Raw genomic sequence first — 16576 nt, 5'->3', positions numbered from 1 at the left:
TCTTCCAAAGCCTGGGGCTGTTTGCCGGTGTGGACGACCCGGGTGATCAGCCAGTCGCGGTTGAGGTCGTCCTGGGTGTGGCTGCTCAGGGGCAGCCTGGCGCCAGCGGCAAAATCAGGGCGGTTGCTGCGGCCACTGGCCACGCTGGCGTCGTTGCGCAGGGCCTCCAGTTTGGCCTGGGTGAAGGCGCGGCCACGGGCGTCATTCTTGAAGCGGCCAGGGTAATCGTAGTGCTGGTAATCCTCCCGCTGGTGATCCATACCGGCGGCGTTGCTCTCGTGCATCAGCGCGTAGGCAGGGTTCCTGAAGGTGTAGTCTTTCATCACCACCGACGCGGCGCGGACCCGTTCGCGGTAGCTGAACTGGAATACCGCCGGTTGCCGGGTGCTACCACCGGCGGTGGCGTTGCAGGTGGCCTGCGGCAGGGTGACGGCGTCGCCGTGATGGTCCGAAATCACCAGGGGCTGGTTGTCGGCGTCGAGGTCAAAACGGTAGTGCCAGCCTTCTTCGGCGGCCAGGCGCTGGAGGAAGGCCAGATCGCTTTCCCGATGCTGAACGCAGTATTCCCGCTCCGGAGCCGAACGTTTGAGGTCGAACACGGTGTCGACGATGCCGCGCTCTTCCAGCAGGGTTTTGAGAATCGCGTCCGAGGTCTGGGTCTGGAAGATGCGGCTGTTGTGCATCAGCCCGAGGCGCCACAAAGGCGGCTCTACGACCACCTCGTAACAGGTGCGGCGGTGGCCGCTGTCACCGCGGGCGAATTCGGAGACGACGCCTGAAAAACGGCGCAGCAGCTGGCCATCCTGCCAGATGACGAGCTCGACCGGTTGTTCCAGGATCTGATCCAGAGAGGGGGACGGATTTGAAACCTGTTCCCCATCAGAGCCCGATGCCTGGCCTAAAGCAGGATCGGGACTGGCCAACGCCAGCTTGCCGCGGAACAGACAGGACAGAGCCTCGCTGAATTCAAAACCAACGACAGCCAACAGGTCGGCGGGCAGATCGCCGATACGGACGGTAAACTGCAGCCCCACGGACGGGGGACGAGGGGAAGCGGGAGCCTCGGGCATATCTTCAATCCTTGAAGAGACGTCTTGTGAGTGTGGGCTCTTCCTGAGCCTGGCCGGATTATAACGCCCATAGGCAGGATTAAAACCCTCCGGGGAGGAACCTGCGAACCGTGCCAAACAAAAAGGGGCGCTTACGCACCCCGGACAGATCTCAGCCCCTTGCCGACCAGACGCTTACTTACACCAGCTGGTGTTCTTCACCCTGATAGTAGGCTTCAACCCTTGGGTTCATGACCCGCTTCCAAAGTGGCGGAATACAGGCCAGCACCACCATGGTTGCGTAGCCGGCCGGTAACTGGGGTGCAACCTCATGGTGACGGAGCACCTGATAGCGGCGTTTGGCGTAAGCATGGTGGTCACTGTGGCGCTGCAGGTGGAACAGGAAAACGTTGGTCAGGAAGTAATTGGAGTTCCAGCTGTGTTCCGGCATGGTGCGCTCATAGCGGCCATTCTCCAGCTTGCGGCGATGCAGACCGTAATGCTCCAGGTAATTGACGATTTCCAGCAGGGTGAAGGCGATGAAGCTCTGGCCGAGGAAGTAGGCCGCGCCCAACCAGCCAAAGGCCACGGTAAAGGCAATCAGCGCCAGGGCGCTGATGCTGTACCACCAGATCAGTTCATTATGCCAGCTGACCACGCGCTGGTTCTTGCCTTCCAGGCGCTTCGCTTCCAGCTTCCATGCATTGATAAAGTTACGGGCATAGGCCTGGGGCAGAAACTCATACAGCGACTGGTTGTAGCGGGACGAGGATGCGTCTTCCGGTGTGGACACATGAACGTGGTGACCGCGCAGATGCTCCACCTTGAACCCGGCGTAACACACCAGCGACAGCAGGAAACCTCCGGCCCAGGTTTCAAGCCGGTCATCCTTGTGGATCAGCTCATGGGCGACGTTGATGCCCAGGCCACCGACAATACCGATCGACAGAATCCAGCCCACGGTTCCCAAAGCGCTGAAGGTACCTCCGGCGATGAGGCTCATTCCCCACACCAGTAATACCGCATACAAGCCAACCCAGCTCAGGGTCAGAACGCGGTAAAACGATTCCTTGTTCATCGACGGCACATCGTCCCCTTCATCCGGATTGAGGTCGTCCTTGCCAAGCAGGAAATCCAGAAGGGGAATAATCACAAACACCACCACCGGAGCCCCCCAGGCAAACAGGTTGGTCATACCCAGGGAGTGCCCCGCAAGCACCAGAAGCGGCGGTATCGCCAGCGGTAACATCGAAATCAGGTAGCTGTATTTCTTGAGTTTCAGCAGCAGCTTTCGTCGTGCGGCCTCAGGGGAATGGGCTTTGCTGTGCGTTGTCATAATTATTGTCTCCTGCTGGCGGGGCTCGTGATTAATTACATCATAGATGCATTATTGTCCTACAATCTAGCAGAGGTCAACCTTTTCATCCCGACAACCCTGACCGCCTAGTACACGGACCGTCACCTCCGCTAAAGCGGACCGAAGCGGCTGTGATACACTGCCAGACACTGAGAGCGGACAACATAACCATGGAATTCAAGGCCCCTAACACCCTGGCCGAGCAGATCGCCAACTACCTGGCACAACAGATCATGACCGGCCACATCCAGCCCCGCGAGCGCATTCATGAGGCCCGGGTTGCCACCACTCTTGCGGTTAGCCGGGCGTCGGTGAAAGAGGCGCTGTACATCCTGGAACGCTGGCATCTGGTGGACATCACGCCCCGTAAAGGCGCCTCTGCCAGCCAGCTCGATGCCCAGCACGCGACCGAACTCTATGACGTCTACATGCACCTGCTGCTGATGCTGGCCGACCGGTTGATCGATCATTGGGAAGGACCCGACCGGATCACCCTGTTACGGAAAATCAGCAAGGTGACCCAGTGCCTGAACGGCAACACCAGCGTACTGGCCGTGGTTGAGGCCAGCTTTGAGGTTATGGACAGCTGTTGCGAGGTGGTGGGCAACCCTTACCTCACCGAGGCCCTGACCAACTTCAAGCCTGCGGTCAGCCGCGCCTATTACCTGAGCTCGGAACGCTACCAGCAGGATCTCGAGCGTACGGAGGCCTTCTTCCGGAACCTGACCAAGGCCGTACTGGAGCGGGATAAAGCCGCCATGGCCGAACAAATCACCCGTTTTGCCGACCACCAGAAGCGCCTGATTGTAGAGGCCTTATCGCCCGATAGCTGTCCGCAAAGCCCCTCCCCGGCGTCTGCCTGAGCAGGCGTTCGGGTCTGTGATTTGGCTCACAGACCCTGATCAAAAATCACCCTACCGTAACAACCTGTAACAAAACCCGATGCGGGCTGCATAGATTGCGCTGTTCCCCTGTCGTCTGGACAACTAAAAACAACAAGGACCGGGGACATCATGTCACTCAAGGTTGGTCAGGGAAGATCCTGTTTTCACGCTGCGCTGGTACTGTCGGTCATCTCGGCACCGGTTGGGGCCATCGAATCCATTGATGACCGGGAAATGGCCAACATCACCGGCCAGACCGGAATCACCATCGAGCTCGCAGCTTCGGTGGACATCGCTCAGATCCGTTATGTCGACGATGCCCCCCTGGACATCAACGGCTTCCATCTGTCCGGCCACAACGGCACCCTGCTCGACAACGTGAAGCTCACCCTCGATGTTGCCGGGGATGGCGAAGTGCTGGATTACGGGTTCTCCGAACTGGCCCGGCGGGGGGCAGAGGGAACGCTCAACCCGGCCAACCCGGACATTGCACAGGCGATGAGCACCTATTCTGTCAGCGGCCAGTACGGAAAGCAGTTCAACGACGGTGACCTGGTGATGCACCTGAGTCCGGTGGACAGTGGCGATCCTGCCAGCGTCGACGATTACCTCAATGCCATCGACTTCGAGATCGGCATCGACAGCATCATCACGGGCGGAAACCCGGACAGCACCACCCTGTTCTCAGATATTTTCCTGACGGGCTATCTCGGACCGACCGACATTGTGATCCGCAACGATGGCACCAGCTACGTCCGACCCAACGGTGATCTGGTGCAGGCCTCCGAGCTGCAGATCGACAGCCACTTCAGGATTGATGACGGCTCCCTGAATTGGGAGGTTGCCGACGTGATTCTGATCTTCAACCTGGCTGCGGTGGGCATTGAGGGCTTGCAGGTCCATAACCGCCGGGGCAATGACACCAAGGGGCATTTCGGCATGGCCAATCTGGCCGCGAGCATTTCCGCCGGCACCAGCGCCACCTCCGGAGCGGAGGGCATGTCGATTCACGACGTCGAATTCCGCGCCGATATTGATATGCCAACCTTCCGGATCGGCACCCAAAGCATCGGGTCGGTGTATTTCTCCGATTTCGTGATCTCGGATACCTCCATGATGGTCTACGGCCACTGATCCATCGGCACGCTCCCATTCACAGCCGGCGCCCATTCGGTTTAGACTGGACAACCGCATTCAGCGAGTGAGAGGTCAGACTTGTGAGTGGTATTCCGATTGGTATCAGTACCTGTCTGCTCGGACAGGAAGTCCGCCATGATGGCGGCCATAAACACTCAAGATTTTGCACCCAGATACTGGCCAAACACTTCGATTTCAGGCCAGTTTGCCCGGAGATGGCCGCAGGTCTGGGAGTTCCCCGCCCCGCCATCCACATCCGCGACATTGACGGCGAACTGCGCCTGATTGAGTCCAAGGGCAGCGCGGATCACACCGAAGCAATGGATCACGTGATTCGGGCCGTCGTGCCTACCCTTGGCGACCTGCGTGGCTATATCCTGATGGCCAAATCCCCCAGTTGTGGCATGGAACGCATCAAGGTTCACAACGCCGAGGGCCAGATGGTTCACCGGGAAGGACGGGGGCTGTTTGCGGCCGCCCTCATGCAGGCGTACCCACTGCTACCGGTGGAAGAAGAAGGCCGACTGCACGATGATGCTCTGCGGGAGAACTTCATTGAGCGGGTGTTCGCCTATGATGACTGGCAGCAGAATGTCGCCGCCAACCTGACAGCCAAAGCCCTGATCGAATTCCATACCCGCCACAAGTTCCAGCTGCTGGCCCACAACGAACCCCTGTACCGGCAACTGGGCCCCATGCTCTCCAATCTCAAGGAGCAACCACTGGAAACGGTCGCGCAACGCTACATTGAAGGGTTCATGACGGCCATGACCTGCAAGGTCAGCCGGGGCGCCCACGTCAATGCCATGCAACATCTGATGGGCTATTTGCGGGAAGCCATTGGCGATGCCGACCGGCAGGTGTTGGTCGAACAGATCGAAGCCTACCACCGCGGCGAGCTGCCACTCATTGTGCCCATGACCCTGCTGCGCATGGCACAGCGTCGCGAGCCGGTGGACTATGTCGAGCTACAGCACTATCTCAGTCCCTACCCGGATGAGCTAGGTCTTCGTAACCGGGTCTGACCGCGGTCAGAAGCCGTACAACAGGGTCAGCGCCGTCTCGGTGTCCGTGCGTTCGCTAGCCGCAGGGGGATCCGACAGGTGCTTGACCCGATAGGAGACCTTCATCGACAGGGAATCCACCACCGTCGCCTGGAGCGAGGTTTCCGACTCGCTGATGGTATTACCGTCTTCGAGGCCGATCTCGCTGCTCAGCTTCTGGCGGAACAGTGCCGTCTCCGACAGTTCGTAATCAAACTGACCCGCCAGCCGGGCAATGGACTCATTTTCCTTGCGATGACCATTCTCATCAGGTTCATCAAAGCGGTTATAGCGGTAACCGGCACCGGCAGAAAGGTCCAGGAATGAGCGCTCCCCGCCCTGCCAGACCCGATGGCCATAACCTGTGGTGATGGACGACTCAAAGTCATAACCGGAGAAGCGATCGTCTTCATAGGCCCCGCGCAGAAACCAATACTGGCGATCGTTGAACTTGAAATCGGATTCCAGGAAAGCGCGGTACTTTTCAGCCGAAGTGGCACCGTCAGCTTCGGAATACAGTGATGAGAACTCGCCACTGTTGCGCCAGCGGACGATTTCCTGCTGGAACGCCAGCCGGCTGTTGACGTTGGTTTCTTCCGTGTTACCGGTGGTGATCAGCAGCCCCAGTTCGACTTCACCCTGCCATTCCGGCGTTTCCGCCCAGGCCAGGGGAGCCCCCAACAATACTGTGGTTACCGCAACAATGGTTTTTTGCATGGTCAGTCCCTTACTCGCGTGGGCGGGACTGACCACTCAGTAACTGGCGATCAGGCCCCGCGTTGTTCTCCGGCAGAGCTTTGCTCGGCCTGGCGGGCACGCTCGGCTTTTTTGCGCGCCTTGCGTTCGGCGATGATACGGGCAGCCTCACCCCCCACGTGAGCTTCCCCACGCTGAGCCGCCAATCGCATCTGTCGTTCCCGCTCGGCAAACCGGGCTTTCTGCTCATCGGTGAGGTTATCAGCACATTGGTGACAACTCACACCCTGTTCGTACTCTGGGCGCAGCTTATCGTCCTCAGTGATCGGACGACGGCAGGCATGGCACTGGTCGAAACCGCCCCGCTCAAGCTGATGATTCACCGTCACCCGGTCATCAAAGACGAAGCACTCTCCATGCCAGAGGGATTGTTCTTGCGGGACTTCTTCCAGGTATTTGAGAATCCCGCCCTTGAGGTGGTATACCTCGTCAAAGCCCTGCTCCTTCAGGTACGCCGTGGATTTCTCGCAACGGATGCCGCCCGTGCAGAACATCGCCACCTTCTTGTGCCTGGCCGGATCCAGGTTCTGCTTCACGTACTCGGGGAACTCCCGAAAGGTATCGGTGGCCGGGTTCAGGGCATTTTTGAAGGTCCCGATTTCCACCTCGTACTGGTTACGGGTATCGACCAGCAACACCTCGGGGTCGGAGATCAGCTCGTTCCAGTCCTTTGGATCCACGTAAGTGCCCACCACCCGCTTCGGGTCGATACCTTCCACGCCCATGGTGACGATTTCTTTCTTAAGCTTCACTTTGGTGCGTTTGAAGGGCTGGATGTCGACAAACGACTCTTTATAATCCACGCCATCAAAGCGTGAGTCGCTGCCAATCCAGGCCTTGACCGCGTCAATACCCTCACGGCTACCGGCGATGGTGCCGTTAATTCCCTCACGGGCCAGCAACAGGGTGCCCCGCACCTCTTGCTCGAGCATCAGGTCCAGCAGAGGCTGGCGAAGGTCTTCAAAATCTTCAACGGCTGCGAACTTGTAGAGTGCGCAAACCACGACGTTATCAGTCATTACTTTACTCCTGCGGGCCGGATCGCAAATCCGGAGCATGGTTTCTGGACATTTGGGCCGCGTCGAGCGGCGGTGAAATTCTAACCGATGCGAAGCCCCATGAAAAACGCCCCGTCAATGCGGGGCGTAGGTAGTTACCGGGCAAGCCCCAGGTTATTCAGCGGCGGCGGCCAACTCCCGCTCAACCACGGCGGACAATTGCCCCCAGCCAGGACGAGAGAGAGGGATATTATCCACCAGCACCGTCGGGGTACTGGTCACACGCATACGCTTGGCCACGTCCACGCTGGCTTCGATCACTTCCTGATGCAGGTCGGTGGCCATGCAACGGCTGAAGCGGCGCTCCTCAAGGCCGAGTTCACCGGCATAACGGGTGAAGATCTCGACAGCGACACCGGAGTTGCTCCACTCCCCCTGGTTGGCAAACAGCCGGTCGTGCATGGCCCAATAGCCCTCCTGATCCCCGGCGCAACGGGCAGCCATGGCCGCAGGCAGAGCATTGCGATGCTGGTTCAGCGGCAGATCATAGAACACAAACCGAACCTTACCCGACTCGACGTATTCCTGCTTCAGCCGGCTGCTGGCTTCCGCAAAGCGACCGCAGGCGGGGCACTGGAAGTCAGCAAACTCACGGACCACCACGGGCGCGTCATCAGCGCCGATGCTGGTGCCGTACTGGTCCAGCTCCGCCGGGAAAGGCTGGGCGTTCGCCGCGGCAACGGGCAGAGATACCGCCTCGGGCTCCGGCGGCTGGGTCACCCAGAATACGCCAGCCACAATGGCGGCCACCACAGCGAGCATGACCACTACAACCGGCAGTCTGCTGCTCTTTGATTTGCCCGCAGCCGGTGTTCCCGACCCCTTGCGGCGTTTTGCCTCACCCATACCGACTCCTTAACAAATGATGAAATGTACTGATCAAAGATGACGCTAAGATACCGTAGTTAATCGAAAAGTTCCCCTGGGCTGACGGAATCAGACAGTATCCGGGTCAGGACTCATCCTTCTCCGGTCAACTGCCGCAGCTGACGGTTGAGGCGATCCACCTCACGCCGAAGCTGCTGAACATCATCCAGCAGGTCGAGGGACATGGCCAGGCCCGGCACATTGATATCCAGATCCTGCTGCAAACGCTGGGCTTTTCGCAACCGGGCCAGCGCCGGGAGATCAAAGCTCCACTCCCGCACGTCACCTTCCTCTACCGGGGAGATCACGCCATAACTTACCAGCTTGATCACAAATTCCGCATGAACAGCCCCCCGTTCGCAGAACTCCCGCAGGGTAAAGGTGGTGTGAGCGTCCAGCAGCTCCACCTCGAATATTGGTTCGTTCTTTGCCATCGCTCGGCTCCCGTCACACACCCAGTTTGCTGCGTGGATTGAAGGCAGGCTCTGCCTCCGCCAGTTGCTGGTAAAGCGCTGCCGCTTTCTCGCTGTGCTGTTCCGGCATCACGATCTGCAGCAATACTATCTCGTCGCCAGGATGCTGGCCGGGAAAGCCCTTGCCTTTGAGCCTGAGTTTACGACCACTGGACGATCCCTTCGGGACCTTGACGTTTACCTTGCCGTCTACCGTGGGCACTGTAACCGTCGCCCCCAACGCCGCTTCCCAGGGGGTGATGGGCACAGTGACCATCACGTCCCGACCTTCCACGGTGAAGTGGGGATGGGGTGCCAGCCCCACCTCAATGAACAGATCCCCCGGCTCACCGCCCCCGACACCCGGCGAGCCCTGACCTTTCAGCCGGATGTGCTGACCTTCGCGCACGCCTGCAGGAATCTTCACCTTGAGGGTTTTCTTGCGGGCCAGTACGTGGCCATGATCATCCATTTCATGGACCGTAAACTGCACCTGCTTGTCGCAGCCATGGAACGCTTCTTCCAGGAACAGCGCCAGACGGGCATGAACATCGTCGCCGCGCGTGCGCATCTGGTGGCGGAAGCCAAACCCACCGCCACGTCCACTGGCGCGGCCTGCACCACCACCGCCAAAGATGGATTCAAAAAAATCACTGAACTCCCGGCTGTCGGCCCGGGTATAGCCGCCATCGCCGAAATGGGCTGCACTCTCCCAACCGGGCGGCGGCTCAAACTGCCCACCACTGGCGCCGTATTTGCGCAACTGGTCATACTCGGCCCGCTTCTGCGGGTCTTTGAGCACTTCGTAGGCCTCGCCGACGTCCTTGAACTTCTCATTGGCGTTGTCTTCTTTGCTGACGTCCGGGTGGTATTTCCGTGCCAGCTTTCGGTAGGCCTTCTTGATGTCCTCAGGCGTAGCGGACTCACTGACACCGAGGGCGGCGTAATAGTCCTTGAAGTCCATAGCGTCTCTCGCTGCAACCAATCGTCAGGGCGGGCGAACAAACTCACCCCCCAGCTAGAACTATTTGTTGAGTTGAGAGAATTTACAAGGTGGGTCTGGTCAGTATTTGACCGGAGTCAGGTGGATGACCGAGTCGAAAGGGGACACAAAAAAGGGGACAGGTTTGAAGCCTGTCCCCTTAATCGAAGATGGGGACAGACTTCAAGTCTGTCCCCAGAGAAGCCTGAAGGATCAGTTAACCTTCGGATCCAGCTCGCCGGAGGCGTAGCGCTCGAACATCGCATCCAGGCTGATCGGCTTGATCTTGCTGGCGTTGCCGGCACAGCCAAAGGCCTCGTAGCGATCGATGCAGATTTCGCTCATCGCCTTAACGGAAGCCGCCAGGTATTTGCGCGGGTCAAACTCAGAGGTGTTCTGCGCGAGGAAACGGCGGATAGCACCCGTGCTGGCCAGACGCAGGTCGGTGTCGATGTTGACCTTACGTACGCCGTGCTTGATGCCTTCAACGATTTCTTCAACCGGTACACCGTAGGTTTCCGGAATCTCACCACCAAACTCGTTGATCACCGCCAGCCAGTCCTGGGGAACGGAGCTGGAACCGTGCATGACCAGGTGAGTATCCGGGATACGCTGGTGGATGGCCTTGATCTGGTCAATCGCCAGGATATCGCCCGTCGGCGGACGGGTGAACTTGTAAGCACCGTGGCTGGTACCGATGGCAATGGCCAGGGCATCCACCCCAGTCTTCTTGACGAAGTCGGCGGCTTCTTCCGGATCGGTCAGCATCTGGCTGTGGTCCAGCTTGCCTTCGGCACCGATGCCATCTTCTTCACCGGCCATGCCGGTTTCCAGGGAACCCAGGCAACCCAGTTCACCTTCTACGGACACACCACAGGCGTGGGCCATTTCAACGGTACGACGGGTCACGTCAACGTTGTACTCGTAAGACGTCGGGGTCTTGCCGTCTTCACCGAGGGAGCCATCCATCATCACCGAGCTGAAGCCCAGCTGGATGGAGCGCTGGCACACAGACGGGCTGGTACCGTGATCCTGGTGCATCACCACCGGGATATGAGGAAATTCTTCAATCGCCGCCAGGATCAGGTGACGCAGGAACGGGGCACCGGCGTACTTACGGGCGCCGGCAGACGCCTGCACGATCACCGGAGAATCGGTCTTGTCGGCCGCTTCCATGATGGCGCGCATCTGCTCCAGGTTGTTGACGTTGAACGCGGGGACACCGTATCCGTACTCAGCTGCGTGATCCAGCATCTGGCGCATCGAGATCAGGGCCATGGGGAACTCTCCTTAATAAAATTGAATTCGGTTCAAAGCAGTGACGGAGCCGGTATCTGCCCGGCTCCGAATGGGCCTCAGGCCCCGCGCTCTTCCAATACAGCTACCGCCGGCAGCACCTTGCCTTCGACGAACTCCAGGAAGGCTCCACCACCGGTGGAAATGTAGGAAATCTTCTCATTCACACCGTACTTGTCAACGGCTGCCACGGTATCACCACCGCCCGCCAGGGAGAAAGCATCGCTCTGGGCGATGGCATCGGCCAGCGCCTTGGTGCCGTTACCGAACTGGTCAAATTCGAATACGCCCACCGGACCGTTCCAGAGAATGGTTTTGGCAGACGTCAGCAGTTCGGCGAATTGAGCCGCGGTTTGCGGGCCCACATCCAGAATCATGTCGCCTTCGCTCACCTCATCGATGGACTTGGTGGTCGCGGCGGCGGTTTCCGCAAATTCGCTGGCAACGACAACGTCGCTTGGCAGCGGGATATTGACCTTGGCGGCGATGTCCCGCGCGGTGTCGAGCAGGTCGTGTTCACACAGGGACTTGCCTACCGGGTGGCCGGCAGCGGCCAGAAAGGTGTTGGCGATACCACCACCCACGATCAGCTGATCGCAGATGTCGGACAGGGCGTTGAGCACGTCCAGCTTGGTGGAGACCTTGGAGCCACCGACAATGGCAACCACCGGCTTGGCCGGCTTGTCCAGGGCCTTGCCGAGGGCATCCAGTTCTGCCGCCAGCAGTGGGCCGGCACAGGCTTCAGGCGCAAAGCGGGCAACACCGTGGGTGGAGGCCTGGGCGCGATGTGCGGTACCGAAGGCGTCCATCACGTAAATGTCGCACAGGGCTGCATATTGCTTCGACAGGGCTTCGTCGTCTTTCTTTTCACCCTTGTTGAAACGGACATTCTCGAACAGCACCACTTCGCCGTCGGCGACTTCAACACCGTCCAGATAATCCTTGACCAGACGCACGTCCTGACCCAGCAGGCCAGACAGGTGCTCGGCGACAGGCTTCATGGACGACGCTTCGTCATAGACGCCTTCTTCCGGACGGCCGAGGTGGGACATCAGCATGACCCTGGCACCGGCGTCCATGGCTGCCTTGATGGTTGGCAGCGAAGCGCGAATGCGGGCGTCACTGGTTACTTTGCCGTCTTTGACGGGTACGTTCAGGTCTTCCCGGATCAGTACGCGCTTACCGGCGAGATCCAGATCGGTCATTTTCTTAATGGCCATAAGGTCGTCTCTTCAACTATGTTCAGTGTTTACGTTTCGTTCAGTTCCAGCCAGCTCCGGCTGACATCCAGCATCCGGTTGGCAAAGCCCCACTCGTTATCAAACCAGCACAGCACCTTCACCATGCGGCCACCGGTCACCCGGGTCTGGCCACCATCCACCACGCCGGAATGAGCGTCGTGGTTGAAATCAGAACTGGCAAGCAGTTCGTCGGTGTAACCCAGGATGCCCCTGAGCGGCCCCTGAGCGACCCGTTGCAGCAGGGCGTTCACCTCAGCCACCGAGGTTTCCCGGCGCACATTCAACGTCATATCGATGGCGGATACATTGGTTGTCGGTACTCGCATCGCCACGGCGCTGAAGCGATCTTTCATCTGCGGCAGCAACCGCTCGATGCCTTTGGCCAGCCCGGTGTCCACCGGCACGATGTTCTGCAGGGCACTGCGGGTGCGGCGCAGGTCGTGATGGTGATAGGCATCAATCACCGGCTGGTCGTTCATCGCCGCATGGATCGTGGTCGTCGCGCCCTGCTCCACCCCGAATGCCTCATCCAGCACCTGAATGACCGGGACGATGCAGTTGGTGGTGCAGGAGGCGTTGGACACCACCCGGTCTGAGGCCGTCAGTGAGCGTTCATTAACCCCGAACACTACGGTTCGGTCGACATCCGCTTCCGCTGGCTGTGAAAACAGCAGGCGCCGGGCGCCGGCATTGAGGTGCTGCTCGGCCGTGGCCCGGTCGGAAAAGGCGCCGGAACATTCCAGCACCAGATCAATACCCAGCCCGGCCCAGGGCAAAGCCCCGGCGCTCTTGCAGCTCACCACGGCGATCCGGTCACCATTGACCAGCAACTGATCACCGTCGACCTCGACCTCACCGCGGAAACGGCCATGGGTTGAGTCGTATCGGGTCAGATGGGCAATGGTGTCAATGTCCGACAGCTCATTGATCGCGACCACCTGCAGGTGATCGCGAAAACCGTTCTCGTACAGTGCGCGCAAGACGCACTGCCCAATACGGCCATAGCCGTTGATGGCAACTCGATACGGCGCTGCGGCAATCATCAGGCTTCCAGCAACTCCTGGGCAACCGCCATGATGTTCTCAACGGTGAAGCCGAACTCTTTGAACAGCTCACCCGCCGGGGCCGACTCACCGAACGTGGTCATGCCAACAACACGGCCATCGAGGCCCACGTACTTGTACCAGTAGTCTTCAATCGCCGCTTCAATCGCGACACGGTTGGTGACTTCCAGCGGCAGCACCTGCTGCTTGTACTCGGCGCTCTGGGCATCGAACACGTCGGTGGAGGGCATGGAAACCACACGCACCTTGCTGCCCTGTTCGCGCAGCGCGGCTGCCGCATCCTGGGCCAGACCTACTTCAGAGCCGGTGGCGATCAGGATCAGGTCAGGCGTGCCTTCGCTGTCAGACAGCACATAACCGCCCTTGGCAACATTCGCGAGCTGCTCGGCATCACGCGCCTGGTGAGGCAGGTTCTGACGGGAGAAAATCATGGCAGTCGGGCCATCCTTACGCTCCAGCGCCGCTTTCCAGGCCACGGCGGATTCCACCGCATCGGCCGGACGCCAGGTGCTCATGTTCGGAGTGGTCCGCAGGCTCGCCAGCTGCTCAATGGGCTGGTGGGTCGGGCCGTCTTCGCCCAGACCGATCGAGTCGTGGGTATAAACATGAATGGCACGCTGCTTCATCAGCGCCGCCATGCGCACCGCATTCCGGGCATATTCCATGAAGATCAGGAAGGTCGCGCCGTAAGGCACGAAACCACCGTGCAGGGCGATGCCGTTCATGATCGCCGACATGCCAAATTCGCGAACCCCGTAGAAAATGTAGTTCCCGGAGGCATCGTCACGGGTCAGCCCCTTGCAGTCACTCCACAGCGTCAGGTTGGATCCGGCGAGGTCAGCAGAGCCACCCATCAGTTCCGGCAGCAGCGGGCCGTAGGCGTTCAGGCAGTTCTGGGAAGCCTTGCGGCTGGCGATGGTCTCGCCCTTGTCCTGGATTTCCTGAATGTAGGCCTGCGCCTTCTCGCTGAAATCAGCCGGCAGGTCGCCGTTCATCCGGCGCTTGAACTCGGCCGCCAGCTGCGGCTCGGCCTGCTCGTAGGCGGCAAAGGCCTCCGACCAGCTTTGCTCTGCCGCCGCACCCTTGTCGCGGGCGTTCCAGCCGGCGTAGATGTCGTCGGGGACGTCAAACGGACCGTGGTTCCAGCCCAGGTTCTCACGGGCCAGGGCGATTTCGTCATCACCCAGCGGCGCGCCGTGACAGCTTTCAGTACCCTGCTTGTTGGGGGAACCGAAGCCAATGATGGTCTTGCAGCAGATCAGTGTTGGCTGATCTGTGTTGGCGCGGGCCTGCTCAATGGCCTCGCGGACGGCGTCGGAGTCATGGCCGTCCACAGCGGGAATAACCTGCCAGCCGTAGGCTTTGAAACGCTCAGGTGTGTTGTCGGTAAACCAGCCTTCGACCTCACCGTCAATGGAGATACCGTTATCGTCATAGAAGAAGACCAGCTTGCCCAGCCCCAGGGTGCCCGCCAGGGAGCACACTTCGTGGGAGATCCCTTCCATCAGGCAGCCGTCACCCAGGAAAGCGTAGGTGTAATGATCCACGATGTTGTGGCCGGGACGGTTGAACTGGGCTGCCAGCGCTTTCTCTGCAATCGCGAAGCCAACCGCATTGGCAATGCCCTGCCCCAGCGGTCCGGTGGTGGTTTCAACGCCTGGGGTATAGCCGTACTCAGGATGGCCCGGGGTTTTGGAGTGCAGCTGACGGAAGTTCTGCAGGTCGTCGATGGACAGGTCGTAGCCGCTCAGGTGCAACAGCGAATACACCAGCATGGAGCCGTGGCCGTTGGACATCACAAAGCGGTCGCGGTTGGCCCACGCCGGATTGGCCGGGTTGTGGCTCAGGTACTCGTTCCACAGCACCTCAGCGATATCTGCCATACCCATTGGCGCTCCCGGGTGGCCGGATTTGGCTTTCTGAACCGCATCCATGCTCAGCGCGCGTATGGCGTTGGCGAGATCTTTGCGAGACGGCATTGACTGTTCTCCACTGGCGTTTGACGTAAGAAAAAAGGTTGGATCAAAAAATAGGCGCGTATTTTCGCCGATTAGTAGGTGTCGGAGCAAATCGGATAGCCAAATGTCTGTACTGTGGATTTCCGAGAGCGAATCCGGCCACACAGGATCTATATCAAAATATTTTGATATGACTATTGATTGACCACTTTTTACCCTCTAAACTCCTCTCCCATGACAAGCATGACTACCCCGAAACAGACCGAGACCGCCAATGCGGATGTACTCGCCCCCATTTATAAGGCCAGCGGCGACCCGTTGCGCCTGGAGATTCTGCGGGTACTGAGGCGCGATACGTTTGGGGTACTGGAGCTGAGCCAGCTGTTCGACATGCGCCAGTCCGGCATGAGTCACCACCTGAAGGTGATGAACAAGGCCGGCCTGCTGGAGCCGCAACGGGAAGGCAACGCCATTTTCTACCGCCGCCCCCTGCACCTGGACAGCGATAAGCTGGCTGATCAAACCGTGCGGCAGATTTTTGAAATGGTGGACCAGATCCCGCTGCCGCAGCACCTGCAGGAGAAGATTGAAGCGATCCGTAACCAGCGGGCCGATCAGTCCCAGGCGTTTTTCTCGCGTCATGCCGAGCAATTCCGCGAACAACAGGAACTGATCGCCGCGTTTGAGCTCTATGCCGAGCCCACGGCCGAGGTGATCCGTCAACGGGCGATCAAACAGAACTGGCACACGGGCCTTGAGATCGGTCCTGGTGAAGGGGCCTTTCTGAAGGTGATGGCGGGTATCTGCGATCACGTGGTGGCGCTGGATAACTCCCGCGACATGCTGGCCAAGGCCACCCGGACCTGCATCGAGGAACGGCTGAACAACATCGACCTGATTGAAGGGGTCACCGATACCTTGCTGGCCAGGGGCGACGCCTTTGACCTGGTGGTTGCCAACATGGTGCTCCACCACGTGCCCAGCCCGGCGGATATTTTCCTGGATGCGGCTGCCCTGATGAACGGCGGCGGCTGCCTGATCATCAGCGACCTTTGCAGCCATGATCAGGACTGGGTGAAGGAAAACTGCGGCGACCTCTGGCTCGGTTTCGAGCCCGAAGAACTGACCAGCTGGGCGGAAGACGCCGGTCTCAGCTGTGGCGAGTCCCTGTTTATAGGGCTTCGCAACGGTTTTCAGATCCAGGTACGGGAATTCTGGAAGTCTTCAGGTACCAGTTAACAAATGAACCGATCAAAGGTTCACAAGGTGAACTTTTTAAACCATATCAATTTTTTTTGATATACAATTGCCAACCCATAACTCATTGGATTCCGGTGGCAACGACAACCGGCCGACGCACAACCGCTCATACAGGAGCCAAAACTATGTCTAACTACAGCATCTTTACTTCTGAATCGGTCTCTGAAGGCCA

General features: G+C 59.3%; 15 protein-coding genes. 4 read left to right on the top strand and 11 right to left on the bottom strand.

The window, feature by feature from the left end; translation table 11 throughout:
- Positions 1-1070, bottom strand: a 1070-nt coding sequence (gene tssI / locus ACFC20_RS16725; protein WP_375193986.1) for a type VI secretion system tip protein TssI/VgrG, incomplete at its 3' end; no start/stop codon positions are given.
- Between the two features lie 178 nt (positions 1071-1248).
- The gene (locus ACFC20_RS16720; protein WP_091811341.1) at positions 1249-2385 is read right to left on the bottom strand and encodes an alkane 1-monooxygenase; all 1137 of its coding nucleotides are present in this window, start codon (positions 2383-2385) and stop codon (positions 1249-1251) included.
- A 191-nt stretch (positions 2386-2576) separates the two neighbouring features.
- Between ACFC20_RS16720 and ACFC20_RS16715 the strand changes: the two genes are divergently transcribed.
- The 3 genes from ACFC20_RS16715 to ACFC20_RS16705 all read left to right on the top strand — a co-directional run bounded on the left by ACFC20_RS16715 (position 2577) and on the right by ACFC20_RS16705 (position 5452).
- Complete coding sequence (locus tag ACFC20_RS16715; protein WP_091811340.1) at positions 2577-3269, top strand: GntR family transcriptional regulator; 693 nt, start codon at positions 2577-2579, stop codon at positions 3267-3269.
- A 150-nt stretch (positions 3270-3419) separates the two neighbouring features.
- On the top strand, positions 3420-4424 hold the full coding sequence (locus tag ACFC20_RS16710; protein WP_375193985.1) for a DUF6160 family protein: 1005 nt from the start codon (positions 3420-3422) through the stop codon (positions 4422-4424).
- Positions 4425-4507: 83 nt separating this feature from the next.
- Complete coding sequence (locus ACFC20_RS16705; protein WP_091811339.1) at positions 4508-5452, top strand: DUF523 and DUF1722 domain-containing protein; 945 nt, start codon at positions 4508-4510, stop codon at positions 5450-5452.
- Between the two features lie 6 nt (positions 5453-5458).
- Here the strand turns inward: ACFC20_RS16705 and ACFC20_RS16700 are convergent, their stop codons facing one another.
- The 9 genes from ACFC20_RS16700 to tkt all read right to left on the bottom strand — a co-directional run bounded on the left by ACFC20_RS16700 (position 5459) and on the right by tkt (position 15165).
- Positions 5459-6187, bottom strand: coding sequence for a YdiY family protein (locus ACFC20_RS16700; RefSeq protein ID WP_375193984.1), 729 nt, complete (start codon positions 6185-6187; stop codon positions 5459-5461).
- 50 nt (positions 6188-6237) lie between these two features.
- Entirely contained in the window at positions 6238-7245 is a 1008-nt protein-coding gene (locus ACFC20_RS16695; RefSeq protein ID WP_375193983.1) for a rhodanese-related sulfurtransferase, read from the bottom strand.
- 153 nt (positions 7246-7398) lie between these two features.
- Entirely contained in the window at positions 7399-8130 is a 732-nt protein-coding gene (locus ACFC20_RS16690) for a thioredoxin domain-containing protein (protein WP_091811336.1), read from the bottom strand.
- A gap of 113 nt (positions 8131-8243) precedes the next feature.
- A complete protein-coding gene (locus tag ACFC20_RS16685) occupies positions 8244-8585 on the bottom strand; it encodes a chaperone modulator CbpM (protein WP_091811335.1) in 342 nt (113 codons plus the stop codon).
- 13 nt (positions 8586-8598) lie between these two features.
- On the bottom strand, positions 8599-9567 hold the full coding sequence (locus tag ACFC20_RS16680) for a DnaJ C-terminal domain-containing protein (protein ID WP_375193982.1): 969 nt from the start codon (positions 9565-9567) through the stop codon (positions 8599-8601).
- A 231-nt stretch (positions 9568-9798) separates the two neighbouring features.
- Positions 9799-10863: a class II fructose-bisphosphate aldolase gene (fba, locus tag ACFC20_RS16675; protein WP_091811333.1), complete on the bottom strand. Its 1065-nt coding sequence runs from the start codon at positions 10861-10863 to the stop codon at positions 9799-9801.
- A gap of 77 nt (positions 10864-10940) precedes the next feature.
- Positions 10941-12101, bottom strand: coding sequence for a phosphoglycerate kinase (locus ACFC20_RS16670; protein ID WP_091811332.1), 1161 nt, complete (start codon positions 12099-12101; stop codon positions 10941-10943).
- A 29-nt stretch (positions 12102-12130) separates the two neighbouring features.
- On the bottom strand, positions 12131-13165 hold the full coding sequence (gene gap, locus ACFC20_RS16665) for a type I glyceraldehyde-3-phosphate dehydrogenase (RefSeq protein WP_375193981.1): 1035 nt from the start codon (positions 13163-13165) through the stop codon (positions 12131-12133).
- A complete protein-coding gene (gene tkt / locus ACFC20_RS16660; RefSeq protein ID WP_091811330.1) occupies positions 13165-15165 on the bottom strand; it encodes a transketolase in 2001 nt (666 codons plus the stop codon). Before tkt ends, gap begins: the two co-directional genes overlap by 1 nt.
- A gap of 213 nt (positions 15166-15378) precedes the next feature.
- On the opposite strand from tkt, the gene ACFC20_RS16655 reads away from it, so the two are divergent.
- The gene (locus ACFC20_RS16655; protein WP_091811329.1) at positions 15379-16383 is read left to right on the top strand and encodes a metalloregulator ArsR/SmtB family transcription factor; all 1005 of its coding nucleotides are present in this window, start codon (positions 15379-15381) and stop codon (positions 16381-16383) included.
- Positions 16384-16576: the final 193 nt, after the last annotated feature.

It is taken from the genome of Marinobacter sp., assembly GCF_041984545.1.
Classification (GTDB): domain Bacteria; phylum Pseudomonadota; class Gammaproteobacteria; order Pseudomonadales; family Oleiphilaceae; genus Marinobacter.
Note: the sequence above shows the minus strand (reverse complement) of the source record. Positions and strands in the feature narration are given on the sequence as shown.

What these genes read in the sequence shown, in the direction of transcription:
- ACFC20_RS16720 (WP_091811341.1), bottom strand. Translation starts at nt 2,385, where the DNA reads ATGACAACGCACAGCAAAGCCCATTCCCCTGAGGCCGCACGACGAAAG.
- ACFC20_RS16715 (WP_091811340.1), top strand. Translation starts at nt 2,577, where the DNA reads ATGGAATTCAAGGCCCCTAACACCCTGGCCGAGCAGATCGCCAACTAC.
- ACFC20_RS16710 (WP_375193985.1), top strand. Translation starts at nt 3,420, where the DNA reads ATGTCACTCAAGGTTGGTCAGGGAAGATCCTGTTTTCACGCTGCGCTG.
- ACFC20_RS16700 (WP_375193984.1), bottom strand. Translation starts at nt 6,187, where the DNA reads ATGCAAAAAACCATTGTTGCGGTAACCACAGTATTGTTGGGGGCTCCC.
- ACFC20_RS16695 (WP_375193983.1), bottom strand. Translation starts at nt 7,245, where the DNA reads ATGACTGATAACGTCGTGGTTTGCGCACTCTACAAGTTCGCAGCCGTT.
- ACFC20_RS16690 (WP_091811336.1), bottom strand. Translation starts at nt 8,130, where the DNA reads ATGGGTGAGGCAAAACGCCGCAAGGGGTCGGGAACACCGGCTGCGGGC.
- ACFC20_RS16685 (WP_091811335.1), bottom strand. Translation starts at nt 8,585, where the DNA reads ATGGCAAAGAACGAACCAATATTCGAGGTGGAGCTGCTGGACGCTCAC.
- ACFC20_RS16680 (WP_375193982.1), bottom strand. Translation starts at nt 9,567, where the DNA reads ATGGACTTCAAGGACTATTACGCCGCCCTCGGTGTCAGTGAGTCCGCT.
- fba (WP_091811333.1), bottom strand. Translation starts at nt 10,863, where the DNA reads ATGGCCCTGATCTCGATGCGCCAGATGCTGGATCACGCAGCTGAGTAC.
- ACFC20_RS16670 (WP_091811332.1), bottom strand. Translation starts at nt 12,101, where the DNA reads ATGGCCATTAAGAAAATGACCGATCTGGATCTCGCCGGTAAGCGCGTA.
- gap (WP_375193981.1), bottom strand. Translation starts at nt 13,165, where the DNA reads ATGATTGCCGCAGCGCCGTATCGAGTTGCCATCAACGGCTATGGCCGT.
- tkt (WP_091811330.1), bottom strand. Translation starts at nt 15,165, where the DNA reads ATGCCGTCTCGCAAAGATCTCGCCAACGCCATACGCGCGCTGAGCATG.
- ACFC20_RS16655 (WP_091811329.1), top strand. Translation starts at nt 15,379, where the DNA reads ATGACAAGCATGACTACCCCGAAACAGACCGAGACCGCCAATGCGGAT.